At 41.5% G+C, this 23535-nt stretch carries 21 protein-coding genes and 2 tRNA genes; 18 read left to right on the top strand and 5 right to left on the bottom strand.

Translation table 11 applies throughout. From position 1 onward, the window contains the following. Positions 1 to 174: 174 nt before the first annotated feature. The 10 genes from RQ973_RS04150 to RQ973_RS04105 all read left to right on the top strand — a co-directional run bounded on the left by RQ973_RS04150 (position 175) and on the right by RQ973_RS04105 (position 13086). Positions 175 to 4569, top strand: coding sequence for a PolC-type DNA polymerase III (locus tag RQ973_RS04150; RefSeq protein WP_311522849.1), 4395 nt, complete (start codon positions 175 to 177; stop codon positions 4567 to 4569). 266 nt (positions 4570 to 4835) lie between these two features. Next, positions 4836 to 5129 (top strand): hypothetical protein, encoded by a 294-nt coding sequence (locus tag RQ973_RS04145; protein WP_311522848.1) that lies wholly within the window; start codon positions 4836 to 4838, stop codon positions 5127 to 5129. Continuing rightward, entirely contained in the window at positions 5119 to 5505 is a 387-nt protein-coding gene (locus tag RQ973_RS04140; protein ID WP_311522847.1) for a hypothetical protein, read from the top strand. Before RQ973_RS04145 ends, RQ973_RS04140 begins: the two co-directional genes overlap by 11 nt. Before the next feature lie 118 nt (positions 5506 to 5623). Next, complete coding sequence (locus tag RQ973_RS04135) at positions 5624 to 6865, top strand: aminopeptidase (protein ID WP_311522846.1); 1242 nt, start codon at positions 5624 to 5626, stop codon at positions 6863 to 6865. A gap of 9 nt (positions 6866 to 6874) precedes the next feature. Continuing rightward, on the top strand, positions 6875 to 7105 hold the full coding sequence (locus tag RQ973_RS04130; protein WP_045763100.1) for a GlsB/YeaQ/YmgE family stress response membrane protein: 231 nt from the start codon (positions 6875 to 6877) through the stop codon (positions 7103 to 7105). Positions 7106 to 7432: 327 nt separating this feature from the next. After that, on the top strand, positions 7433 to 8341 hold the full coding sequence (locus RQ973_RS04125) for a LysR family transcriptional regulator (RefSeq protein ID WP_045763101.1): 909 nt from the start codon (positions 7433 to 7435) through the stop codon (positions 8339 to 8341). Positions 8342 to 8380: 39 nt separating this feature from the next. Then, positions 8381 to 9409, top strand: coding sequence for a tRNA preQ1(34) S-adenosylmethionine ribosyltransferase-isomerase QueA (gene queA / locus RQ973_RS04120; protein ID WP_311522851.1), 1029 nt, complete (start codon positions 8381 to 8383; stop codon positions 9407 to 9409). Between the two features lie 178 nt (positions 9410 to 9587). Then, positions 9588 to 10145 (top strand): ABC transporter substrate-binding protein, encoded by a 558-nt coding sequence (locus RQ973_RS04115; protein ID WP_311522845.1) that lies wholly within the window; start codon positions 9588 to 9590, stop codon positions 10143 to 10145. Positions 10146 to 10698: 553 nt separating this feature from the next. Further along, positions 10699 to 11988 (top strand): DUF308 domain-containing protein, encoded by a 1290-nt coding sequence (locus RQ973_RS04110; RefSeq protein ID WP_261072876.1) that lies wholly within the window; start codon positions 10699 to 10701, stop codon positions 11986 to 11988. A 9-nt stretch (positions 11989 to 11997) separates the two neighbouring features. Continuing rightward, on the top strand, positions 11998 to 13086 hold the full coding sequence (locus RQ973_RS04105; RefSeq protein ID WP_001055024.1) for an AI-2E family transporter: 1089 nt from the start codon (positions 11998 to 12000) through the stop codon (positions 13084 to 13086). Between the two features lie 140 nt (positions 13087 to 13226). On the opposite strand, the gene RQ973_RS04100 is transcribed toward RQ973_RS04105, so the two are convergent. The 5 genes from RQ973_RS04100 to RQ973_RS04080 form a co-directional block, all read right to left on the bottom strand. Next, a tRNA-Lys gene (locus RQ973_RS04100) sits at positions 13227 to 13299 on the bottom strand. 62 nt (positions 13300 to 13361) lie between these two features. Beyond that, positions 13362 to 13877 (bottom strand): DUF308 domain-containing protein, encoded by a 516-nt coding sequence (locus RQ973_RS04095; protein ID WP_000672744.1) that lies wholly within the window; start codon positions 13875 to 13877, stop codon positions 13362 to 13364. Positions 13878 to 14095: 218 nt separating this feature from the next. Next, positions 14096 to 14512 (bottom strand): helix-turn-helix domain-containing protein, encoded by a 417-nt coding sequence (locus tag RQ973_RS04090; protein WP_235084148.1) that lies wholly within the window; start codon positions 14510 to 14512, stop codon positions 14096 to 14098. Between the two features lie 96 nt (positions 14513 to 14608). Beyond that, positions 14609 to 14681, bottom strand: a tRNA-Lys gene (locus RQ973_RS04085). A gap of 263 nt (positions 14682 to 14944) precedes the next feature. After that, on the bottom strand, positions 14945 to 16216 hold the full coding sequence (locus RQ973_RS04080) for a replication-associated recombination protein A (protein ID WP_311519898.1): 1272 nt from the start codon (positions 16214 to 16216) through the stop codon (positions 14945 to 14947). A 115-nt stretch (positions 16217 to 16331) separates the two neighbouring features. On the opposite strand from RQ973_RS04080, the gene RQ973_RS04075 reads away from it, so the two are divergent. From RQ973_RS04075 to RQ973_RS04040, 8 genes are all read left to right on the top strand, one after another. Next, positions 16332 to 16802, top strand: coding sequence for a DUF3013 family protein (locus RQ973_RS04075; RefSeq protein ID WP_311519897.1), 471 nt, complete (start codon positions 16332 to 16334; stop codon positions 16800 to 16802). A gap of 9 nt (positions 16803 to 16811) precedes the next feature. Beyond that, positions 16812 to 17240 carry an NUDIX hydrolase gene (locus RQ973_RS04070; RefSeq protein WP_311522840.1) on the top strand — a complete coding sequence of 143 codons (429 nt, stop codon included), beginning with the start codon at positions 16812 to 16814 and terminating at the stop codon, positions 17238 to 17240. After that, the gene (locus RQ973_RS04065; RefSeq protein WP_311522839.1) at positions 17241 to 18140 is read left to right on the top strand and encodes a DUF4357 domain-containing protein; all 900 of its coding nucleotides are present in this window, start codon (positions 17241 to 17243) and stop codon (positions 18138 to 18140) included. A 10-nt stretch (positions 18141 to 18150) separates the two neighbouring features. After that, on the top strand, positions 18151 to 19101 hold the full coding sequence (prmA, locus tag RQ973_RS04060) for a 50S ribosomal protein L11 methyltransferase (protein WP_311522838.1): 951 nt from the start codon (positions 18151 to 18153) through the stop codon (positions 19099 to 19101). 1 nt (position 19102) lies between these two features. Continuing rightward, positions 19103 to 19846 (top strand): 16S rRNA (uracil(1498)-N(3))-methyltransferase, encoded by a 744-nt coding sequence (locus tag RQ973_RS04055; RefSeq protein WP_311522837.1) that lies wholly within the window; start codon positions 19103 to 19105, stop codon positions 19844 to 19846. Positions 19847 to 19856: 10 nt separating this feature from the next. Continuing rightward, positions 19857 to 21653 (top strand): oligoendopeptidase F, encoded by a 1797-nt coding sequence (gene pepF, locus RQ973_RS04050; protein WP_311522836.1) that lies wholly within the window; start codon positions 19857 to 19859, stop codon positions 21651 to 21653. A gap of 248 nt (positions 21654 to 21901) precedes the next feature. Next, the gene (locus tag RQ973_RS04045) at positions 21902 to 22693 is read left to right on the top strand and encodes a DUF2785 domain-containing protein (protein WP_311522835.1); all 792 of its coding nucleotides are present in this window, start codon (positions 21902 to 21904) and stop codon (positions 22691 to 22693) included. A gap of 109 nt (positions 22694 to 22802) precedes the next feature. Further along, on the top strand, positions 22803 to 23471 hold the full coding sequence (locus tag RQ973_RS04040) for an aquaporin (protein WP_311522834.1): 669 nt from the start codon (positions 22803 to 22805) through the stop codon (positions 23469 to 23471). The last annotated feature ends 64 nt before the right edge of the window (positions 23472 to 23535 follow it).

The following is a 23535-nucleotide window of genomic DNA, read 5'->3' as shown; positions in this document are numbered from 1 at the left end:
AATAGGCTCCATAATATCTATAGGGGATTTACCCACTACAAATATTATAGAGCCAGACTAATTTGTCACCACTAGAAAAGAAGTCACTTTGTGGCTTCTTTTTCTGTTTGGTAGAAATAGGTAAAAGTGCCTCAAATATGGTAAAATAGAAGGAGTATATTGTGAGGAAAATGGATGTCAACCACTTTTGAAATTTTAATGAATCAGTTGGGAATCCCCGCTGAAATGAGAAATCATGAGGCCTTCTCTCAGGCTGAGATAGAACAAGTTATTGTTCATAAACGAAGCAAAGTTTGGGAGTTTCATTTTGTTTTTGAAAATATCTTGCCTTTTGAACTTTTTCTAGAGTTGAAAAGAGGCTTGAAAGAAGAATTTTCAAAAACAGGAAATCAGGCTAGTTTTGAGATAAAAACGAGAAATCAAGATTTTTCTAGAGAACTTTTACAAGCCTACTATCTAGAGGCTTTTTCGGCTGGTCCTTGCGCTAGTCAAGGTTTTCGTTCCATATATCAAAATTTTCAGGTTCGCTTTGAAGATGACCAGTTAATCATTGAAGCTTCTGAGGCGGCAGATACAGAGCATTTTAGAAAAAATCATCTGCCAAATCTTAGCAAACAGCTGGAACTTTTTGGCTTTCCTAAATTATCCTGCATTTTAGAAAAAAATGAAGAACTCACGAGGGAAGAGCAAGAGGCCTTTCAGACAGAAAATCAAATGATTATCCAAGCTGCCAATGAAGAAACACTTCGGGCTATGGAACAATTGGAGCAGATGGCGCCGCCTCCTCCAGCTGAGGATAAGCCTGTCTTTGATTTTCAAGCCAAGAAGGCAGCTGCTAAGCCAAAACTTGACAAGGCAGAAATTACTCCTATGATCGAGGTTAATACTGAGGAGAATCGTCTGGTTTTTGAAGGAGTTGTCTTTGATGTCGAGCAGAAGGTGACTAGAACAGGTCGTGTTTTGATTAATTTCAAGATGACGGACTACACTTCTAGCTTCTCCATGCAAAAATGGGTCAAGAACGAAGAAGAAGCTCTGAAGTTTGACATGATCAAGAAAAATTCTTGGCTACGAGTGCGTGGGAATGTGGAGATGAATAACTTCACACGCGATTTAACTATGAACGTGCAGGATGTGCAGGAAGTTGTTCACTATGAGCGGAAGGATTTGATGCCAGAAGGTGAGCGTCGGGTTGAGTTTCATGCCCATACCAATATGTCGACCATGGATGCTCTACCTGAAGTTGAAGAACTCGTTGCGAAAGCAGCTAAATGGGGTCATAAAGCGGTAGCAATCACGGACCACGGAAATGTTCAATCCTTCCCTCATGGCTATAAGGCAGCCAAGAAGGCTGGTATTCAGCTCATTTATGGAATGGAAGCCAATATCGTTGAAGACCGTGTTCCTATCGTCTATAACGAAGTTGAGATGGATCTTTCTGAAGCTACTTATGTAGTCTTTGACGTGGAAACGACAGGTCTATCTGCTATCTATAATGACTTAATTCAGGTCGCAGCTTCCAAGATGTATAAGGGTAATATCATTGCTGAGTTTGATGAATTTATCAATCCTGGTCACCCCTTATCAGCCTTTACTACGGAATTGACGGGAATTACGGATGACCATGTAAAAAATGCCAAACCCTTGGTTCAAGTTTTAAAAGAGTTCCAAGAATTTTGTAAGGATACTGTTCTTGTAGCCCACAATGCAACCTTTGACGTTGGCTTTATGAATACCAACTATGAACGTCATGGCCTGCCAAAAATCACTCAACCCGTCATCGATACGCTAGAATTCGCAAGAAATCTCTATCCTGAATACAAGCGCCACGGTCTAGGACCATTGACTAAGCGTTTTGGTGTAGCCCTAGAACACCATCACATGGCCAACTACGATGCGGAAGCAACTGGCCGTTTGCTCTTTATCTTTATCAAGGAAGTGGCAGAAAAACACGGTGTGACAGATTTGGCGCGATTAAACCTTGATTTAATCAGTCCAGATTCTTATAAAAAAGCTCGCGTCAAGCATGCAACTATCTATGTGAAAAATCAGGTGGGTTTGAAAAATATCTTTAAGCTGGTTTCTCTGTCAAACACTCAGTATTTTGAAGGGGTACCACGGATTCCACGTACGGTACTGGATGCTCATCGAGAAGGCTTAATCTTGGGCTCCGCTTGTACGGAAGGGGAAGTCTTTGATGCAGTCGTATCACAAGGTGTTGATGCAGCGGTCGAAGTTGCTAAATACTATGACTTTATCGAGGTGATGCCTCCGGCTATCTATGCACCTCTGATTGCTAAAGAGCAGGTCAAGGACATGGAGGAGCTCCACACCATTATCAAGAGTTTGATAGAGGTTGGAGATCGTCTCGGCAAGCCAGTTCTTGCGACAGGAAATGTCCACTATCTCGAACCTGAGGATGAAATTTATCGAGAAATCATCGTCCGCAGTCTAGGTCAGGGAGCCATGATTAACCGAACGATCGGCCACGGAGAAGCTGCCCAACCAGCTCCGCTACCAAAGGCACATTTTAGAACAACCAATGAAATGTTGGATGAATTTGCCTTTCTAGGAGAAGATTTGGCTCGTAAAATTGTCATTGAAAACACCAATGCCATGGCAGAAATCTTTGAGCCTGTTGAGGTCGTTAAAGGTGACTTGTATACACCTTTCATTGACCAAGCCGAAGAAACAGTTGCTGAATTAACCTATAAAAAAGCCTTCGAAATCTATGGGAACCCACTCCCAGATATCGTTGATTTGCGGATTGAAAAGGAATTGACTTCTATCCTTGGGAATGGCTTTGCTGTGATTTATCTGGCTTCACAGATGCTAGTGCACCGTTCCAACGAACGGGGTTACTTGGTTGGTTCCCGTGGGTCTGTTGGATCTAGTTTCGTTGCAACTATGATTGGGATTACCGAGGTCAATCCTCTATCGCCTCACTATGTCTGTGGTCAGTGTCAGTACAGTGAGTTTATCACGGATGGTTCCTACGGTTCAGGATTTGATATGCCCAATAAAGACTGTCCAAACTGTGGTCACAAGCTCAGCAAGAATGGCCAGGATATTCCTTTCGAGACCTTCCTTGGTTTTGATGGGGACAAGGTACCCGATATCGATTTGAACTTCTCTGGTGAGGATCAACCGAGCGCCCACTTGGATGTTCGTGATATCTTTGGGGAAGAATATGCTTTCCGTGCAGGAACGGTTGGAACGGTGGCTGCTAAGACCGCCTATGGATTTGTTAAGGGTTACGAGCGTGACTATGGCAAGTTTTACCGTGAGGCTGAAGTAGAGCGCCTAGCCCAAGGAGCTGCCGGTGTCAAACGGACGACCGGTCAGCACCCAGGGGGAATCGTAGTTATTCCTAACTATATGGATGTCTATGACTTTACTCCAGTGCAGTATCCTGCAGATGATGTAACCGCTGAATGGCAGACTACTCACTTTAACTTCCACGATATCGATGAGAACGTCCTCAAACTTGATGTACTGGGGCATGATGATCCGACCATGATTCGGAAACTTCAGGACTTGTCTGGTATTGACCCAAATGATATTCCTATGGACGACCCAGGTGTCATGGATCTTTTCTCAGGTACAGATATCCTAGGAGTGACGCCTGAGCAAATCGGGACTTCAACTGGTATGCTTGGTATACCAGAGTTTGGGACCAACTTTGTTCGCGGGATGGTCGATGAAACCCATCCGACGACTTTTGCAGAGTTACTTCAGCTTTCTGGTCTGTCTCACGGTACCGACGTATGGTTGGGAAATGCCCAGGACTTGATTAAGGCAGGGATTGCGGACCTTTCAACCGTTATCGGGTGTCGGGATGACATCATGGTTTACCTCATGCACGCTGGTTTAGATCCCAAGATGGCCTTTACCATCATGGAGCGAGTGCGTAAGGGAATGTGGCTCAAAATATCAGAAGAAGAGCGCAATGGTTATATCGAAGCCATGAAGGCTAACAATGTACCTGAGTGGTACATCGAATCTTGTGGGAAAATCAAGTACATGTTCCCTAAAGCCCACGCGGCTGCCTACGTTATGATGGCCTTGCGTGTAGCCTACTTCAAGGTTCACCATCCGATTTATTACTACTGTGCTTACTTCTCCATTCGTGCCAAGGCCTTTGATATCAAGACCATGGGTGCAGGCTTGGATGCTATCAAACGCAAGATGCAAGAAATTACTGAAAAGCGCAAGAACAATGAAGCTTCCAACGTAGAAATCGACCTTTACACAACGCTTGAAATCGTCAATGAAATGTGGGAACGTGGTTTTAAATTTGGAAAGTTAGACCTCTACCGCAGTGATGCGACCGAATTCATCATCGACGGAGATACCCTCATCCCACCGTTTGTCGCTATGGATGGTCTAGGAGAGAACGTTGCCAAGCAATTAGTTCGTGCTCGTCAAGAAGGTGAGTTCCTCTCTAAAACAGAACTACGCAAGCGTGGTGGACTCTCATCAACCTTGGTTGAAAAGATGGATGAAATGGGCATTCTCGGAAATATGCCAGAGGATAATCAGTTGAGTCTGTTTGATGATTTGTTTTAAGAAGTAGGCTACTATATGGATAAATATTAGAGTAGAATATAATGAAAATTATAGATATTGTATTATCGATTTACATAAACCTATCTTTTTGATACAATCTTTATTAGGGATTAGATGTTCTGTAATTACGAATGATATTCAAAAGTAGTAGAGAGAAAGTATATCATATAAGTACTTTTGTTAGTTTAATTTTATCTACTTTAGTTTTAATGCAATAAAGTTATTTTATATAAATAACGAATAGTTATATGTAAAGGAGATAACGAATGAGTAAGCAAATAAATTATCAAAAATTAGAAGCATTAATTGATATTACCGAGAAAAATAATAATGATATAGATACATATAGAAAAATAATAAAATCTTTTATTATAACTGATTTTAATGAAAATGTCTGTAGAAATTTTAATAAAGAGTTAAATAAGATTCCCTTGCTATTAAAGAAAAATTTAAGAGTACAATTGAATGACAGATTGTTAAAAAATCAACGTTATGATAAGACCGTCCATTATATGGAGTCATACAACAAAATTAAAAAGGAGTTAGTACATGACAACTAATGAGTTACAGAAAGATCATGATGTTGATATTATAGATTCTGAATCTAAAGAACATGAGCTGATTGAAATGAGTCAAGTGATGGCTACATTAAGTCAAATATCTTCTGGGACTGATTTTTCAGATAAAATTACAACCGAACATATTACAAGATACTTAGATGGTGCTGAAAAAAATATGACGTTAGCTTTTGAAGAGAAAAAGCATTCTAAATATTTTATTCTAGCTTTAGCAATAATTGTTTCAATTGTTTTTATAATACTGGTTGTAATTTTAAAAGATAAGCCAGATGTTTTAGAAAAACTTATTTATAGTGTTGGAGGATTGTTTACTGGTTTTGCTGGTGGATATGGATTAGGCAAGAAGAGAGAAGACTAATCATTATACACTGTTTCATTATTGTTTTGTGAAAAAGGGGTTATTTTGCCCCTTTTTGCTTCAAATTTTGGAAATATTCCAAAAGAATTATTAAAAAATCATAGAAAAGAGAAACAAAATGGTTTTACCAAATTTTAAAGAAAATCTAGAAAAATATGCTAAGCTTTTGGTTGCAAACGGTGTGAACGTGCAACCTGGTCATACCTTGGCTCTCTCTATCGATGTGGAGCAACGCGAGTTGGCTCATTTAATCGTTAAAGAGGCTTATGCACTTGGTGCACACGAAGTTATCGTTCAATGGGCAGATGACTTTGTAAACCGTGAGAAATTCCTTCACGCGCCACTAGAGCGTTTGGACAATGTACCAGAATACAAGATTGCTGAGATGAATTACCTTCTTGAAAACAAAGCAAGTCGTCTTGGTGTCCGTTCTTCTGACCCAGGTGCCTTGAACGGAGTGGACGCTGAAAAGCTCTCTGCTTCTGCAAAAGCTATGGGAATTGCTATGAAGCCAATGCGTATCGCCACTCAATCTAACAAGGTTAGCTGGACTGTAGCAGCAGCTGCTGGACTCGAGTGGGCTAAGAAGGTCTTTCCAAATGCAGCAAGCGACGAAGAAGCAGTGGACCTTCTTTGGGACCAAATCTTTAAGACTTGCCGTATCTACGAAGAAGATCCAGTTAAGGCTTGGGAAGAACATGCTGCTATCCTCAAGAGCAAGGCGGAAATGCTCAACAAAGAACAATTCTCAGCTCTTCACTACACAGCACCTGGAACTGATTTGATACTTGGCTTGCCTAAGAACCACGTTTGGGAATCTGCCGGAGCGATTAATGCTCAAGGCGAAGGTTTCTTACCAAATATGCCAACAGAAGAAGTCTTCACAGCTCCTGACTTCCGTCGTGCTGATGGTTATGTAACGTCTACAAAACCACTCAGCTACAATGGAAACATCATCGAAGGCATCAAGGTGACCTTTGAAAATGGTCAAATCGTTGATATCACTGCTGAAAAGGGTGACCAGGTTATGAAGGACCTTGTCTTTAAGAATGCTGGTGCGCGTGCCTTGGGTGAATGTGCCTTGGTACCAGATCCAAGTCCAATTTCTCAGTCAGGTATTACCTTCTTTAATACTCTTTTCGATGAAAATGCATCGAACCACTTGGCTATCGGTGCAGCTTACGCAACCAGTGTTGTTGGTGGAGCAGAGATGAGCGAAGAAGAACTTGAAGCTGCAGGACTTAATCGTTCAGATGTTCACGTTGACTTTATGATTGGTTCTAACCAAATGGATATCGATGGTATCCGTGAGGATGGAACACGCGTACCACTCTTCCGCAATGGAGATTGGGCAATTTAAGGAGAATCTATGCTTGGAAGTATGTTTGTCGGTCTTTTAATCGGACTACTAGCAGGAGCTATCACCAATCGTGGCGAACGTATGGGATGCTTCGGGAAAATGTTTCTCGGCTGGATTGGTGCCTTTCTAGGACAGTTACTCTTTGGTTCTTGGGGACCAAGCCTAAGCGGTACAGCCATTATCCCATCAGTTCTCGGTGCCATGATTTTGCTAGCCATCTTCTGGGAAAGAGGAAGCTAAGTTTCGCTTTAGAAGGCAGATTAACTTTAAAGAATAAGAGAGAGGCTGGGACAAAAGTCCTAGCCTCTCAATTGTCTTTGGATTGTCGATCAAGACGCAGTGGTTGAGTGGCCTCTACTACGCTGATTTCATCAGCTTTTACAGCCCTACTCAACTGTGCGGAGGTGGGACGACGAAATCGAATTCTAACGAATTACCGATTTCTGTCCCACTCTCTCTTTTTAGGTCGCTCTATAAAGTCCTTTAAAAGCACTCATCTAAGCTTAGCAACAGAGCTTTCAGTGACTGGTTCTTTTTATATTGCCTCAAGTATGGTACAATAAAAGCATGAGAATTCAACAATTACACTATATTATCAAAATTGTAGAGACTGGTTCGATGAATGAAGCTGCCAAGCAACTCTTCATTACGCAACCTAGTCTGTCAAATGCAGTTCGTGACCTAGAAAATGAGATGGGGATTGAGATTTTTATCCGAAATCCTAAGGGAATCACCCTCACGCGTGATGGAATGGAGTTTCTATCTTATGCTCGTCAGGTTGTTGAGCAAACTCAACTTCTAGAAGAACGCTATAAAAATCCGATCGCTCATCGCGAGCTTTTTAGTGTGTCTTCGCAACACTATGCTTTTGTGGTCAATGCCTTTGTTTCCTTGCTCAAAAAGAGCGATATGGAAAAGTACGAGCTTTTTTTGCGTGAAACCAGAACCTGGGAAATCATTGACGACGTCAAGAACTTCCGCAGTGAAGTCGGAGTCCTCTTTTTAAATAGCTATAACCGAGATGTTCTTTCGAAGATGTTGGATGACAATCATCTGGTTGCCCATCATCTCTTTACAGCACAACCCCATATCTTTGTCAGCAAGTCCAACCCACTTGCCCAAAAAGACAAGGTGCAGTTGGCGGACCTAGAAGACTTCCCATACTTGAGCTATGACCAAGGAACCCATAATTCCTTCTATTTCTCAGAAGAGATTTTGTCACAAGAACACCACAAGAAATCCATCGTGGTTAGTGACCGTGCGACCTTGTTCAATCTCTTGATTGGTTTGGACGGTTATACCATCGCGACTGGTATCCTCAATAGTAATCTTAACGGAGACAACATCGTTTCGATTCCACTTGATATTGATGATCCCATTGAGCTGGTTTATATCCAGCATGAGAAAACGAGCTTATCTAAGATGGGTGAACGTTTCATCGAGTATTTGCTTGAAGAAGTTCGTTTTGATAGCTAATCGTAAGTACATTAGAAAAGAAAAGGAAATATGACTACAATGAATACCAATGATTTTGATTTTCACTTGCCTGAGGAGTTGATTGCACAAACACCTCTGGAAAAGCGCGATGCCTCTAAGCTCTTGATGGTCAATCGCCAGACTGGAGAATTTCAAGATCGCCACTTTCACTCCATTATTGAAATGCTAGAGCCAGGTGATGCCCTGGTGATGAATGATACCCGTGTTTTGCCAGCACGACTTCATGGTCAAAAGGAAGAAACAGGGGGCCATGTTGAACTCTTGCTCTTGAAAAATATAGCAGGAGACGAATGGGAAGTCTTGGCAAAACCTGCTAAACGTCTCAAGGTCGGCGCCCGTGTTGTCTTTGGTGATGGTCGACTAAGCGCAGTTGTGACTGAGGAATTAACCCATGGTGGCCGTATTGTCCGTTTTGAGTATGAAGGAATTTTCCTAGAAGTACTTGAAAGTCTTGGAGAAATGCCCTTGCCTCCTTATATCCATGAAAAGTTGGATGACCGTGAACGTTACCAGACAGTCTATGCCAAGGAGAGTGGATCAGCAGCAGCCCCGACTGCAGGTCTCCATTTTACCAAGGAATTACTGGAAGAAATCCAGCAAAAAGGGGTTCGCCTAGTCTATCTGACCTTGCACGTTGGACTTGGGACCTTTAGACCTGTTTCAGTAGATAATTTGGATGAACACGAGATGCACTCAGAGTTTTACCAATTGTCTGAGGAAGCTGCAGCGACCTTGCGACAGGTCAAGGAAAATGGTGGCCGTGTCATTGCTGTGGGGACAACCTCTATCCGTACACTAGAGACTATCGGAAGCAAGTTTGACGGCCAAATCCAGGCCGATTCTGGCTGGACCAATATCTTTATCAAGCCTGGCTATGATTGGAAAGTGGTGGATGCTTTTTCTACTAATTTCCACTTGCCTAAATCAACATTGGTTATGCTCGTTTCTGCCTTTGCAGGCCGTGAATTGGTCCTCGAAGCCTATCAGCATGCTATCGATGAAAAATACCGTTTCTTTAGCTTTGGTGATGCCATGTTTATCTATTAAAAATAGAAGGGCTAATTCCTACTTGGATTAGCCTTTTTTGATGTCAATAGCTATTGAATTATATGGAAATAAATGATACACTGAAAACTACAGCTTAGCCTTCAAAAATATATGTAATTTCAGGCTAGGCATTTTAGATACAGATGAAACTGTATCATCATTTTAAAAGGAGATTATCATGAAAAAAACATTGCGCTACACCAGTCTTTCAGCTCTTGCCTTGTTGGCTGCTGTGACACTTGCTGCTTGTGGAGGAAATGCTGAAAAAACTACAGCATCTTCAAGCAAAGAGGCCTCATCCTCTAAAGTAACTAAGGAGTCATCAAGTAAAAAAGAAGCTAGTCAAAAAGAGGAGCAGAAGTCTGAGACGAGCCCATCAAGTTCCGCAAGCACTCAAACGGATAAGAAGGAAGAAAAGAAAAAATCGCCAGAAGCTTACGCAAAATTCCTTGGAACGTGGGAAAACTATGCTGGAACAACTGCTACAGTCACTGCTGATGGGATCGTGACCATTCAAAGTTCAAAAGGAACCTTCCAGTATGAAATGGGCCAAGTAGAGGAAAAAGATGGCTACTACTCAACAGGAATCCATCTTGTCGATGGTGGAGAAGGTGCACGCCTGATCTTTACCCCAGCAGGCGTAGCAAATGAATTGACTGGTACGGATGGCAGCCAAGACGTCTTGGCAATCGGCCAATCACCAAGCGACAAAGATAGTCATTTTTACCGTAATTAAGAATGAAAAAAGAAAAAGTGAGCCAAATCGACGGCTCGCTTTTTGAGTGGTGAAAAGTATGGATGAGATTGATTTGACAAGTAAAAAACCTTTAAGTAGCCGGTTGACCAAAAGTAGAACAGATACGAAAAAAAGCCTTGATTTCAAGGCTTTTTTCTGTTGATTAGATGCCCCTGCATAATTTTTGAAGAGTTTTCATGTTGAAAATAATCAAAACTATTGAAATAAGTAAAAAGTTGAATTATAGTGAGTATTGTGTCATAATAGGTAATATATAAATAATTAATGGAATGGATATAATTCTTTCCTACCTTTACAAGAAGGATTGGTTGCACCTTTTTTATCTAGCAATTATGGTTAGCTTTCAAGTTTAGCTAGTTTTTAAAAGCTCTGATTTCGACTCAATAAAACAAATTTCAGAAGTGCAAAAGACAAGATGGTGACATTGCTACAGTCAGTCGCCATGTCTTGCTGGCACAGGCTGTTTGTGCCGTCAGCTATTTACCAGTCAATTTGATCAAAGGGCTTAATTATTATTTTTGAAAGGTCTTTTATGGAAAAAATTCTTTCTTTAGGTCTGACAGGTAAGAAATTACTTGCTCAGGGGTTCTTGTTTGTTCTGCTAGGTCTCATCTTGATGGTCACGGGGACTTGGTTGCCAGTAAAGGTTATTCGACTGGTTCTGTTTTTAGCTTGGATAGCAACGGTCTTAGATTTAGTATTACGTATTTTCAAAAAAAGTCAGTCAACGGACACCTTGGGAGTTGCACTGGTTAAATTGTTAGTGCTGGGATATTTGCTTGGCTCCAATCTTGCGACGGATGTGCCGATTTATATTTTGGCTCTTGTGATTGGAGTTTATCAGATTTTTCATGCTAGTATTAACCTTGTCACCTATGTTCTCTACCGCAAAAACAAAATTCGACCTCGTTTTCGTCTCTTACTAGATGGACTCGTACTAGTTTTTCTTGGTGGGACTAGTCTTTTGTCCTCTACAGGAAATTCTGTCTTTCAACTCTTTGTATTAGGGGCTTATTTTTTCCTTTATGGTCTGTCCAATATCCGTGATGGTTTCTTGTTTGAGGAGGAAATTGGGAAAAACCATCTCAAACGTCGTGTAAGAATGAGCTTACCTATTGTCCTAGCCGCTCTCATCCCTGCAAGTACTTTAGCAAAAATCAACAAATTCATGCAGGAAAATGCTGATGAGAGAGAGGATATCCATCTTGGAATGGTGAAGTCTGGTAAGACAGCGGAGCTTGAAATTTTTGTTCATACAGCTGAGACCTCTCTGTTTTCGGCAATTGGTCATGTGGATATCTGCTATCAGGGCCGTGTTATTTCTTATGGCAACTATGATCCGTCTTCTGAGACCTTATTTGGCATGGTAGGAGATGGTGTCTTATATTTCTGTGATCGTGACAAGTACATTGACCTATGTAAACGTGAGAGTCAAAAAACGCTTTTTGGTTATGGGATAGATTTGACGCCTGAAATGGAAAAAGCAGTTCAGAAAAAGTTGGCTGAATTGAAACAACTGACGATTCCATGGGAGCCAAGTGCAGATAAAATCATGACAGGTGATGGTAAGGAAGACTACACCTACGCTTATAAAATCAGACATGAGACAGATGGGGAACTTTATAAATTTATCAAATCTAAGTTTAAATCCTACTTTGTCTTATCTACAAACTGTGTGCTCTTGGCTGATACCATAGTCGGTCAGGCTGGCACCGATATCCTCTCACCCAAAGGATTTATCGCACCAGGAACTTACCAAGCTTACCTTGACCGAGAGTTTGAAAAACCAAATAGTATAGTCGTATCTAAACATGTTTATTAAGGAGAATTTATGAATTTAGTAAAAAAATACACCCCATTAATACTTTTTATAGGGCTGGTTACTCTTGTAATTCTGAATGCATCAAGCTTTATATCAGGGGCAGTATCTCTCTTTGAAGTAACTTCTACCTTGATTTATGGTGCTGTCATTGCTTTTGTGCTCAATGTTCCCATGAAAAAAATTGAAGAATTCCTAGTTAAAATGAAGGTAAAGGCAGGGTTGCGCCGTCCGATTGCTATGGTGCTTGTTTTCCTATCTCTTATCTTAATCGTGATCTGTCTTTTGGTTTTGGTGCTTCCAACCCTTGCTCAGACTATTAGTCAGCTGGGAGCAGTCCTTTCAACAGTCCTGACTCAACTTGGGAAATTGCTAGACAGCTCGGAATTTGTAACCAAAGACATGCTGTCAACTATCGTATCAGGAATTCAGGGACAGTCTAGCTCTATTAGTCAAGCTTTGATAACCTTCTTATCCGGTCTGACTAGTAATATAGGAAATATTTTTTCAAGTATAATGAATGCCTTTCTGATTATAGTATTTACCTTTTTATTTTTATCCAGTAAGGAACATCTGGCAGCGATGACGAGTAGACTTCTAAAAGTTATATTTCCAGAGAAAGTGGTGACAAAGTTAACTTACATTGGACAAGTAGCACTAGAGACTTATGACCAATTTTTGATGAGTCAGCTGATTGAAGCAGTCATCATAGGAGTTATGATAGCGGTTGGCTACAGCCTGTTTGGACTACCTTATGGGGTAATGACAGGTATATTTGCAGGAGTGCTATCGTTCATTCCTTATGTAGGGCCTATGATTGCTTGTGTTGTGGGAGCGATTTTTATCTTCACAGTGAGTCCTACTCAAGCCTTACTTTCTCTTCTTCTATATCAAGTTATACAGCTGATTGAAGGAAACCTTATTTATCCTAGAGTTGTAGGTCAATCTATTGGTTTGCCAGCTATTTTCACGCTTGCGGCTGCTAGTATTGGAGGCAATCTCTTTGGCTTACTTGGGATGATATTCTTTACACCGATATTTGCTGTTATCTATCGATTGGTTAAGGAATTTGTCGTTGCAAAGGAAAATCAGCTAGATTAAGAAAAACTAAATTTAATAAGATATACTGAGAAGAGAGTGAGAGATTCTCTTCTCTTTTATTTTTAAATACTTTTCTACAAAAAGCTATTAGACGTTAAAAAAAGCCTTGGTTTCAAGGCTTATTTCTGTTGATTTAGATGTGCCCCCTGCAGGGCTCGAACCTGCGCCCCATAGCTTAAGAGTCTACTGCTCTACCAACTGAGCTAAGGAGGCAACAGAAAAAGCTGAGAATGTAACTTCCCAGCTATTTTAATATGCCCAAAATGGCAGCTAGATTATTTACGAAAGGCATCAAGGATATAGGTGAAACCAACAATTAAAAATGCAAAGGCAACGACATAAACGACAAAGACACTTGTAGCTACTGGATTGAACAAAATCACTAGACCTAGTAAAAATGCAAGCAACGCTATCCACATGATATGGTTGCCAATAATAGGGAAAATCAATCCCAGACGATTGCCTTTAAAGAAAACTATAATGGCTTCTACAATTAACCAAATTCCTAAAATAGTTGGAATGACAACTGGCAGCGTCACAAAGCCATAGGCAACGAGGTAAAGAGCTAAGAGAAGATTAACAATCCCTTGGAAAAGATGAGCTGGTGAGCGAAGCTCTTTTGGTACAGAGAAATAGCCTAAAATAGCTGCTATAGAAGAAACCAGTAAACCAAATGCAATCCACCAGCTGTAAGCAACAAGATTAGCTACTGGGTTTGTAAATAGGAAAAGTCCTAAAAGGACAAAAACAACTCCTGCAAGGAATAGCGATAAACGATTAGAAAATTTCATTTCAATACCCCCTATATAGTATAGTTTTCTAATAAAACTATTGTACTTATTTTTATAGAAAATGTCAATAAAATAAATAAACAATTTGGAAGTTTCAGTCTGACTTACAAAAAGAAAAGGAGTTTTCACTCCTTTTCACAGATTGAAGACAAAGTCCTTATAAAAGTGTCTTCTAAAGATTTTAACTTCAATCTGAAGCGAGGTTATCCTCGCTTTTTCTATTTATCAAACAATTCCTTATTTTCAATTAAGAGCTCTAGTGGAGATTTATCTCTTGCTTCAATAAAACCAGGTTCATATTGGGTATGAAGTGTTCTTTTCTGAGAAGTTGGATCAATATACAACTCTTTTCCATCTTCTGTGTATAGTTGGTTGCCTCTTGTTAGGTAAAGTAAATCCTCTAAGTACTGTCCATCAGTATGTAGGAAATGCTCGATGTATTTGACAGCTTTTAAGATTTCACTTACTTTATCAGAGTATTCATTAGATTCAAGAACACTCTTTTCTAACTCAATCTCTTTACTCGTTCCAAAGAGTTGGGTTGGAGTTGCATTAAAATATTCCGCTATCTTATCCAAATTTGCAAAGGTAGGATAGCTTTTTTGTTTTTCATAATCAGAGATGTCTGGAAAGATTGCTCATAAAAAAAATGTGGGGCAAATGATGGGGCAAATCAGTTATAGACAAGCAAAAAAGCCTTATAAATAAAGGCTTTTTCCTGTTGATTTAGATGCCCCCTGCAGGGCTCGAACCTGCGACCCATAGATTAAGAGTCTACTGCTCTACCAACTGAGCTAAGGAGGCAAATAAAAAGCTGTATTGGTGCCGAAACTTCACGGTTTGTATTGAACCCGCGCAATTAAGCAGGTGGGCAACTCGCTCTAACTGAAGCTGTTTCCGTGTGAGACGGCCTACATGCTGTTAGAAGACTTTTGTTTCCCTAATAATACAAAAAATAGTCGGTCAACACTTAAGTGTGAGGTCGTACACCACAGCGTTTCTATGTTTATATAATACCACTTTTTCAAAAAAAATCAAGAGGAAAATGCAATTTTTTGAAAAGGATTTCACAAGTTTCGTAATTTATCAATGGTTTCCTTGCGTTGAGCCAGGGCCCGTTCGTATTTTCCACTATCTTCTGGAGAAAAGTAGTGATGGTCACGGATTTTTTCTGGCAAATAATCTTGCTTGACCCAGTGACCAGGATAGTTATGGGGATAGAGATAATTTTGGGCGTTACCTAATTCCTTGCTACCGCTATAATGGCCGTCCCGTAAATGACGTGGAATCGGAAGGTGACCAGATGTTTTAAGAGCAGCCAGAGCCTTATCCATAGCCACATAGGCTGAGTTGGACTTAGGTGAAAGCGCCAGATCAATGACGACATTGGCAATGAGGATGCGAGCTTCGGGGAAGCCGATTCTCTGTGCAGCATCCAAAGCAGTTACGGTATGGATCTGTGCATCGGGATTAGCCAAGCCGATATCTTCATAAGCAATCACCGTCAAACGGCGTGCCAAACTAGGAAGGTCACCTGCTTCAATCAAGCGGGCAGCGTAGTGGAGACTGGCATCGACATCCGAGCCACGGATGGATTTTTGCAGAGCAGAGAGAACGTCGTAATGTCCATCTCCATCCTTGTCCATAGTGATATAGCTTCTCTGAAGACTATTTTCCATGATGTCAAGCGTGATATGACGGATGCCGTCATCATTTTCTGGGGTGGAGAGAACTGCCAAATCAAGTGAGTTAAAGGCAGAGCGGAGATCTCCATTGGTAGATGTTGCGATAAAATCAAGGGCATCATTATCTAACTCAACAGGGAAATCAAAGCCTCGTTCAGGGTCAGTCAGGGCTATTTGAATGGCTCCTTTGACATCTTGGTTAGACAGAGGTTCCAGTTCAAAAATCTGAACACGGCTACGAATGGCTGGAGTGACAGAAAAGAAGGGATTTTCAGTCGTCGCCCCGATCATGATGACTAGACCACTTTCTAAGAGAGGAAGGAGAAAGTCTTGTTTAGTCTTGTCAAGACGATGAATCTCATCTAGTAGCAGTACAAGGCCACCTGAGAATTTAGCTTCCTCAGCGATTTCTTGGAGACGTTTTTTACTATCAACAGTGGCATTGAAGGTCCGAAAAGCATACTTGGTCGTTCCAGCGATGGCTGAGGCAATACTGGTCTTACCAATACCTGGAGGTCCGTAGAGGATCATAGAGGATAGGCGATTGGCTTCCACCATACGGCGGATAATCTTGCCAGGTCCAACTAGATGCTCCTGACCGATGACCTGGTCGATGGTTTTAGGGCGCATGCGAAGCGCGAGATTGTCTGGCATAGCAGTCCTTTCTAACATGGATTTTCTGATACTAATGTGGTAATATGGTAGTATCTATTTTAGCATATTTCCGAGCAATCGGGGCGATTTAAGAGTCGTATAGAAAGAGGACAAAATGGCAACATACGGATTTTTAGATGTTTTACAAGAAGAGTTGGAAAAGAACTTTCCCTTTGACTTTGAGATTAGCTGGGACAAGCGCAATCATGCGGTTGAAGTGAGTTTTCTATTAGAGGCACAAAATGCTGCAGGGGTGGAGATGTTAGATGAAGACGGAGAGGTTTCGTCAGATGATATCCTTTTTGAAGAAGCGGTACTTTTTTACAACCCTGCCAAGTCAACAGTTAATGCAGAAGACTATCTCACAGTCATCCCTTACCTGCCGAAGAAAGGTTTTTCTCGTGAATTTTTAGCTTATTTTGCGCTATTCCTTAAAGATACTGCAGAGGTTGGACTAGATGCCCTCATGGACTTTTTGGAAGACCCAGAAGCAGAAGAATTTGTCATGGAATGGAACCAAGAAGTCTTTGAAGAAGGAAAAGTTGGCTTGGAAGAAGGAGAATTTTATCCTTATCCGAGATATTAGGAGTCTAGCATGGAGCTAGAGATTTCTGATTTCACAGGCTGCAAGATTGCCTTACTTTGTGGAGATAGTGTCCTAACTATTCTGCGTGATGACAAGCCCAGCATTCCTTGGCCCAATATGTGGGAGTTGCCGGGTGGTGGCCGTGAAGGGGACGAAAGCCCTTTTGAATGCGCAGCGCGTGAAGTTTATGAGGAACTAGGCATTCATTTGACCGAAGATTGCCTGCTCTGGAGCAAGGTCTATCCCAGCATGCTCTATGAAGGCAGACAGTCAGTATTTATGGTTGGTCATCTAAATCAAGAACAATTTGACAGTATCACCTTTGGAGATGAAGGTCAGGCCTATCAGTTGATGAATGTCGAGGAATTTCTTAGCTCCAGTCAAGTTGTACCTCAGTTACAGAATAGAGTGAGAGATTATTTGGAGGAAGTTCGATAAATGGCAAAGCGTAGCAAAAATATCAATATGTTTCTCATGGATGGTGAAGTGACTGGAAAAATCAAATGTACTTTGTCAAATTGGACGGGAGTCATTTACAAAATACCTCGTATTCAGTTGGGAGATTTGAAGTCGCGTGATGAAATGAAACAAAGTGGTATTTATTTCTTATTTGGTCGAGATGAAGATAAACAGAAAGATGTGACCTATATTGGTCAGGCGACAACTCGGAAAAATGGTGAAGGGGTCCTTTTACGTGTTCAGGAACATACTCGTGACAACCATGCAGATTATTTTAATGATGTCATTATTTTGACGACGCAGAATAACTCCTCTGGACCCACGGAAATTAGTTACTTGGAAAATAAATTTACACAACTAGCAAAGGACGCGGGGCGCTTCATTGTAAAAAATGGGAATGAGCCCAATTCTGGGAATGTAACAGAAGAAAAGCAATCTGAGTTGGATGAAGTTGTAGAAAATACTTTGATGATTGTAGGAACCTTAGGGTACCGAGTGTTTGTTCCTATGACCAAGAAAACAGGTCAGAATATTTCTGATGAAAATTCAACTTATCTCTATTTGAAGCGAAAAACAAAGAAATCAAATCGAACGATTGAAGCTATCTGTGAACAGACTTCGGAGGGCTTTGTTGTTTTAGAAGGCAGTCAAGTTGATGAAGTTGATTCACCCGCAATACCAGCAAGTCTAAAAGAATTGCGTGAGGAGTTAATCAAATCAAATGTGATTAAAGATGGTGTTTTACAAGAAAAACAACTGTTTTCCAGTCCATCTTATGCAGCTGCTTTTGTGCTAGGAATGAATACGAATGGACGAACGGATTGGAGAAATAAGGACGGCAAGACTTTAAAAGAATTAGAAGAAACAATGGATTGTTAAGGAGAATCAGATGGAAACATGGCAAGAGTTAAAAGTGACAGTCAAGCGTGAGGGAGAGGAGCTAGTATCTAATCTCTTGATTGAGCTAGGAGCGCAAGGTGTTGCGATCGAAGACAGCATGGACTATGTGGGAAATGTGGACCGCTTCGGTGAAATTTTCCCAGAGGTGGAACAACAGGAAGAAATCGTAGTGACCGCCTACTATCCGGAAACGGTTGATGTAGCGACAGTTGAAGCAGATTTGAAGGCTCGCTTAGCAGAATTAACTGACTTTATGGACTTAGGAGAAGTCAAGATCGGTACGACTGCTTTGGCTGAGGAAGACTGGGCGGACAACTGGAAGAAGTATTATGAACCGGCACGCATCACCCATGACCTAACCATCGTACCGTCATGGACGAACTATGAGGCAACAGCGGGAGAAAAAATTATCAAGCTGGACCCTGGTATGGCCTTTGGGACAGGGACCCACCCAACAACCAAGATGAGCCTCTTTGCCTTGGAACAAGTTCTTCGTGGTGGTGAAACAGTGCTAGATGTAGGGACTGGTTCAGGGGTTCTTTCTATTGCAAGCTCACTCCTAGGTGCCAAGGAGATTTTCGCCTATGACTTGGATGATGTGGCGGTTCGTGTCGCTCAGGAAAATATTGAGCTCAATCCTGGTATGGAAAACATCCATGTAGCCCCAGGCGATTTGCTTAAAGGAGTGGAAATTGAGGCAGATGTCATCGTAGCTAATATCTTGGCGGATATCCTCGTTCATCTGACGGATGATGCTTATCGCCTGGTCAAGGATGAAGGCTACCTCATCATGAGTGGAATTATTAAGGACAAGTGGGACATGGTGCGCGAGTCGGCTGAGTCAGCTGGATTTTTCCTTGAAACCCATATGATTCAAGGGGAGTGGAATGCCTGTGTCTTCAAGAAAACCAAGGATATTTCCGGTGTGATTGGAGGCTAGCATGCAACAGTATTTTGTCAAGGGCAGTGCAGTCTCACCTGTCACCATCGAGGACAAGGAGACCAGCAAGCACATGTTTCAGGTCATGCGCCTGAAGGAAAATGATGAGGTTACTCTGGTCTTTGATGATGGCATCAAGCGCTTGGCGCGCGTGGTAAATGTAGAGGCTCGTCAGTTTGAGTTGCTCGAAGAATTAGCTGACAATGTGGAACTGCCAGTCCAGGTGACCATCGCATCAGGCTTTCCCAAGGGAGATAAGTTGGAGTTTATCACTCAAAAGGTGACGGAACTAGGTGCCAGTCAGATTTGGGCCTTCCCTGCAGACTGGTCCGTTGCCAAATGGGATGGCAAGAAGTTGGGTAAAAAGGTTGAAAAACTAGAAAAAATCGCCCTTGGAGCAGCTGAGCAAAGCAAGCGCAACTTTGTCCCAAGTATTACGCTTTTTGAGAAAAAGGCAGACTTTCTAGCACAACTGAGCCAGTTTGACCGCATCGTGGTGGCTTATGAAGAGTCGGCTAAAGAAGGAGAATCAGCCGCACTTATACAAGCAGTTGCTGGACTGGAAAAAGGAGCTAAATTGCTCTTTATCTTTGGTCCAGAAGGTGGTCTCTCACCTGCAGAAATCGAGAGTTTTGAAGTTAAAGGAGCAGTCTTGGCAGGTCTTGGTCCTCGTATTTTGCGAGCAGAAACAGCACCGCTTTATGCCCTGTCAGCCATCAGTGTATTACTAGAATTAGAGAAATAAGAGGAAAAAGATGGAACAAAAACACCGTTCAGAATTTCCTGAAAAGGAACTTTGGGACTTGACAGCCCTATACCAAGACCGTGAGGACTTCTTACGTGCGATAGAGAAGGCGCGTGAAGATATCAATCAATTTAGCCGTGACTACAAGGGCAATCTTCACACTTTTGAAGATTTCGAGAAGGCCTTTGCGGAATTGGAACAAATCTACATTCAGATGAGTCATATTGGCAATTACAGCTTTATGCCTCAGACGACAGACTATAGCAATGAAGAATTTGCTAATATTGCCCAAGCTGGCATGGAATTTGAAACAGACGCCGGTGTAGCATTGACCTTCTTTGACGATGCCTTGGTGGAAGCTGATGAGGAAGTCTTGGACCGTTTGGGTAAATTGCCTCACTTGACGGCAGCTATTCGTCAGGCCAAAATCAAAAAAGCCCACTATTTAGGGGCTGATGTGGAGAAGGCCTTGACCAATCTGGGTGAAGTTTTCTACAGTCCACAGGATATCTATACTAAAATGCGAGCTGGAGATTTTGAAATGGCTGACTTTGAAGCCCATGGCAAAACCTACAAAAACAGTTTTGTGACCTATGAAAACTTCTATCAAAACCACGAGGATGCTGAAGTTCGTGAGAAATCCTTCCGTTCCTTTTCAGAAGGACTACGCAAGCACCAAAATACAGCTGCGGCAGCCTATCTTGCTCAGGTCAAGTCTGAGAAATTGTTGGCAGATATGAAGGGATATGGCTCAGTATTTGACTATCTTCTAGCTGAGCAAGAAGTAGATCGTGCTATGTTTGATCGTCAGATTGATCTCATCATGAAGGACTTTGCGCCAGTTTCTCAGCGATATCTCAAGCATGTTGCCAAGGTTAATGGTCTTGAGAAAATGACCTTTGCTGATTGGAAATTGGATTTGGACAGTGCTCTTAATCCAGAGGTTAGCATTGATGATGCCTATGATTTGGTTATGAAGTCAGTAGAACCTTTGGGTCAAGAATACAGTCAAGAAATTGCTCGCTATCAAGAAGAGCGCTGGGTTGACTTCGCTGCCAATAGTGGCAAGGATTCTGGTGGTTATGCAGCTGATCCCTACCGTGTGCATCCATATGTCCTCATGAGCTGGACAGGTCGTTTGAGCGATGTTTATACCTTGATTCATGAGATCGGGCATTCTGGTCAATTCATCTTTTCTGACAATCATCAGAGTTACTTTAATGCCCACATGTCTACTTATTATGTCGAAGCACCGTCAACCTTTAATGAATTGCTTCTCAGTGATTACTTGGAGCACCAGTCTGATGATCCGCGTCAAAAACGCTTTGCCCTTGCTCACCGTTTGACAGACACCTACTTCCATAACTTTATTACCCACCTCTTGGAAGCAGCCTTCCAGCGCAAGGTTTATACATTGATTGAAGAAGGAGAAACCTTCGGAGCAAGCAAACTCAACAGCATTATGAAGGAAGTTTTGACTGATTTCTGGGGAGATGCCATTGAAATCGACGACGATGCGGCTCTGACTTGGATGCGCCAAGCTCACTACTATATGGGCTTATATAGTTACACCTACTCAGCTGGACTAGTCATCTCGACAGCGGGTTACCTTCATCTGAAACATTCAGAAACTGGAGCTGAAGACTGGCTCAATCTCCTCAAATCAGGTGGTAGCAAAACACCACTTGAGTCAGCTATGATTATCGGAGCCGATATTTCAACAGATAAACCACTCCGTGATACCATTCAATTCTTATCAGACACGGTTGACCAAATTATCAACTACAGTGCCCAGTTGGGAGAGTAAAGGAATAGAAAGGCTGGTTTAGAATAATGCTCCTGGGTTTGTTGAGCGTCATTATAATTGGACTAGCTGTAGCTATTTTCAAAAACGCCGTTGAAGGTCGTGATGTTAAATTTGAACTTGCTGTAGAGCTGTACTGATAGTTATTTACTTCATTTTAGAACAGTTATCCCAGATTCTATTTCCTTAAGAATTTAATATAAAGTCATCTGCGGATGATTTTTTGACAACTCATAAAAAGAGGTGGGCAGATGTATCAAGAATTGAAAAGAAAAGTAGTAGAAGCAAAACCGAGTTATCGTCAAGAAGAAATCCTGTGGTTGCTTGAGCACATAGGAGATCCGAGTCCAGAGATTCGCGATGAATTGGTTTTTACCAGTCTAGCTAGAGGGATTCAAGAAGAGTTATTTACCAAGGAGCAATTTCAGTTGATCGCTGCTGAGATTGTCTCTGATGGTGGCCTAGATAAAGAGATTGATAAGACAGGAGCTTCAACGCCTGAACGTTCTTTTAGGGCACTTATTTATGCTAATCTCTTATCTGCCGATGGCAATGAACAGTCTCTTTTTTATCAAGTGCTTAAGACTGATATCAGAAATACGATGCTCGATCAAGGGTTGCATTACCTTGAAAAAGAAGAGGATACGACTGGTTTTTCAAGTCAGTATGGTTGGGTGCATGCTTTTGCTCATGGGGCTGATCTTTTAACTGAAGTTGTTTGTCATCCAGACTTTCCTAAAAACAGAGTTCATGAAGTATTTGACATACTTGGCCAACTATTTAAAAGAATTTCGGTTCGATTTATAGATGATGAGGACTGGCGCTTGGCCAGAGTCCTTTACGAACCTATTTTGCAAGGAAAAGTGGAGCAAGCGACACTGGCTTCTTGGATAAAGTCACTTGATTTCCCGATAGAAGAGAGGGAAGATTTTTATAAATTTTCCAATTTCAGATCCTGTCTCTTAGAAGTTTATGTTCAACTTGACCAGAGAAATAGTTTACAAGATGACTTGAAAGAAGCTATTCAATCTTTCCAATATTAGATTTTGATTATCAAATGTGAAAACTTGCACAAAAGTTCCAAGCACATTTCTTGAAACCCTTTACTTCTTCTGATAGACTAATACATAGTTTGAAAAAAGGAGAAAGAAAATGAAAAAATTTGTCGCTGAATTAATCGGTACTTTTATGCTTGTGTTCATCGGAACAGGAGCTGTTGTTTTTGGAAATGGTATTGAAGGACTTGGACACCTTGGAATTGCTCTTGCTTTTGGTTTGGCAATCGTAGTCGCAGCTTTCTCAGTTGGAACTGTTTCAGGTGCTCACTTGAACCCAGCTGTTTCTATCGCTATGTTTGTTAACAAACGTTTGTCATCTTCAGAGTTTGTAAACTACATCCTCGGTCAAGTGGTTGGTGCTTTCCTTGCATCAGGATCTGTCTTCTTCCTCTTGGCAAATTCAGGTATGTCAACTGCAAGTCTTGGTGAAAATGCCTTGGCAAATGGTGTAACTGTTTTTGGTGGTTTCTTGTTTGAAACAATTGCAACTTTCTTATTTGTTTTGGTCATCATGACTGTAACTTCAGCAAGCAAAGGTAATGGCGCAATCGCTGGTTTGGTGATTGGTTTGTCATTGACAGCTTTGATTCTAGCTGGCTTGAACATCACTGGACTTTCAGTAAACCCAGCTCGTAGCTTGGCTCCAGCTGTCTTGGTGGGTGGCGCAGCTCTTCAACAAGTTTGGATTTTCATCCTTGCACCAATCGTTGGTGGAGTTCTTGCAGCTCTTGTTGCTAAAAACTTCCTTGGAACTGAAGAATAATTGAAACTCAAAAAGCCTTGCTCCTCAGCTTGAGGAACAGGGCTTTTTCGTATGATACTCTTCG

Source organism: uncultured Streptococcus sp. (assembly GCF_963511325.1).
In the GTDB taxonomy this organism is placed as follows: domain Bacteria; phylum Bacillota; class Bacilli; order Lactobacillales; family Streptococcaceae; genus Streptococcus.
This window is presented reverse-complemented; position numbering and strand designations above follow the sequence as displayed.

Bases quoted from the DNA above. Each gene is read 5' to 3' on its own strand.
- RQ973_RS04110 (WP_261072876.1), top strand. From the start codon at position 10,699: ATGGAAAAAATTCTTTCTTTAGGTCTGACAGGTAAGAAATTACTTGCT.
- RQ973_RS04095 (WP_000672744.1), bottom strand. From the start codon at position 13,877: ATGAAATTTTCTAATCGTTTATCGCTATTCCTTGCAGGAGTTGTTTTT.
- RQ973_RS04115 (WP_311522845.1), top strand. From the start codon at position 9,588: ATGAAAAAAACATTGCGCTACACCAGTCTTTCAGCTCTTGCCTTGTTG.
- RQ973_RS04145 (WP_311522848.1), top strand. From the start codon at position 4,836: ATGAGTAAGCAAATAAATTATCAAAAATTAGAAGCATTAATTGATATT.
- RQ973_RS04040 (WP_311522834.1), top strand. From the start codon at position 22,803: ATGAAAAAATTTGTCGCTGAATTAATCGGTACTTTTATGCTTGTGTTC.
- pepF (WP_311522836.1), top strand. From the start codon at position 19,857: ATGGAACAAAAACACCGTTCAGAATTTCCTGAAAAGGAACTTTGGGAC.
- RQ973_RS04140 (WP_311522847.1), top strand. From the start codon at position 5,119: ATGACAACTAATGAGTTACAGAAAGATCATGATGTTGATATTATAGAT.
- RQ973_RS04135 (WP_311522846.1), top strand. From the start codon at position 5,624: ATGGTTTTACCAAATTTTAAAGAAAATCTAGAAAAATATGCTAAGCTT.
- RQ973_RS04065 (WP_311522839.1), top strand. From the start codon at position 17,241: ATGGCAAAGCGTAGCAAAAATATCAATATGTTTCTCATGGATGGTGAA.
- RQ973_RS04055 (WP_311522837.1), top strand. From the start codon at position 19,103: ATGCAACAGTATTTTGTCAAGGGCAGTGCAGTCTCACCTGTCACCATC.
- prmA (WP_311522838.1), top strand. From the start codon at position 18,151: ATGGAAACATGGCAAGAGTTAAAAGTGACAGTCAAGCGTGAGGGAGAG.
- RQ973_RS04105 (WP_001055024.1), top strand. From the start codon at position 11,998: ATGAATTTAGTAAAAAAATACACCCCATTAATACTTTTTATAGGGCTG.
- RQ973_RS04150 (WP_311522849.1), top strand. From the start codon at position 175: ATGTCAACCACTTTTGAAATTTTAATGAATCAGTTGGGAATCCCCGCT.
- RQ973_RS04070 (WP_311522840.1), top strand. From the start codon at position 16,812: ATGGAGCTAGAGATTTCTGATTTCACAGGCTGCAAGATTGCCTTACTT.
- RQ973_RS04080 (WP_311519898.1), bottom strand. From the start codon at position 16,216: ATGCCAGACAATCTCGCGCTTCGCATGCGCCCTAAAACCATCGACCAG.
- RQ973_RS04130 (WP_045763100.1), top strand. From the start codon at position 6,875: ATGCTTGGAAGTATGTTTGTCGGTCTTTTAATCGGACTACTAGCAGGA.
- RQ973_RS04045 (WP_311522835.1), top strand. From the start codon at position 21,902: ATGTATCAAGAATTGAAAAGAAAAGTAGTAGAAGCAAAACCGAGTTAT.
- RQ973_RS04075 (WP_311519897.1), top strand. From the start codon at position 16,332: ATGGCAACATACGGATTTTTAGATGTTTTACAAGAAGAGTTGGAAAAG.
- RQ973_RS04125 (WP_045763101.1), top strand. From the start codon at position 7,433: ATGAGAATTCAACAATTACACTATATTATCAAAATTGTAGAGACTGGT.
- queA (WP_311522851.1), top strand. From the start codon at position 8,381: ATGAATACCAATGATTTTGATTTTCACTTGCCTGAGGAGTTGATTGCA.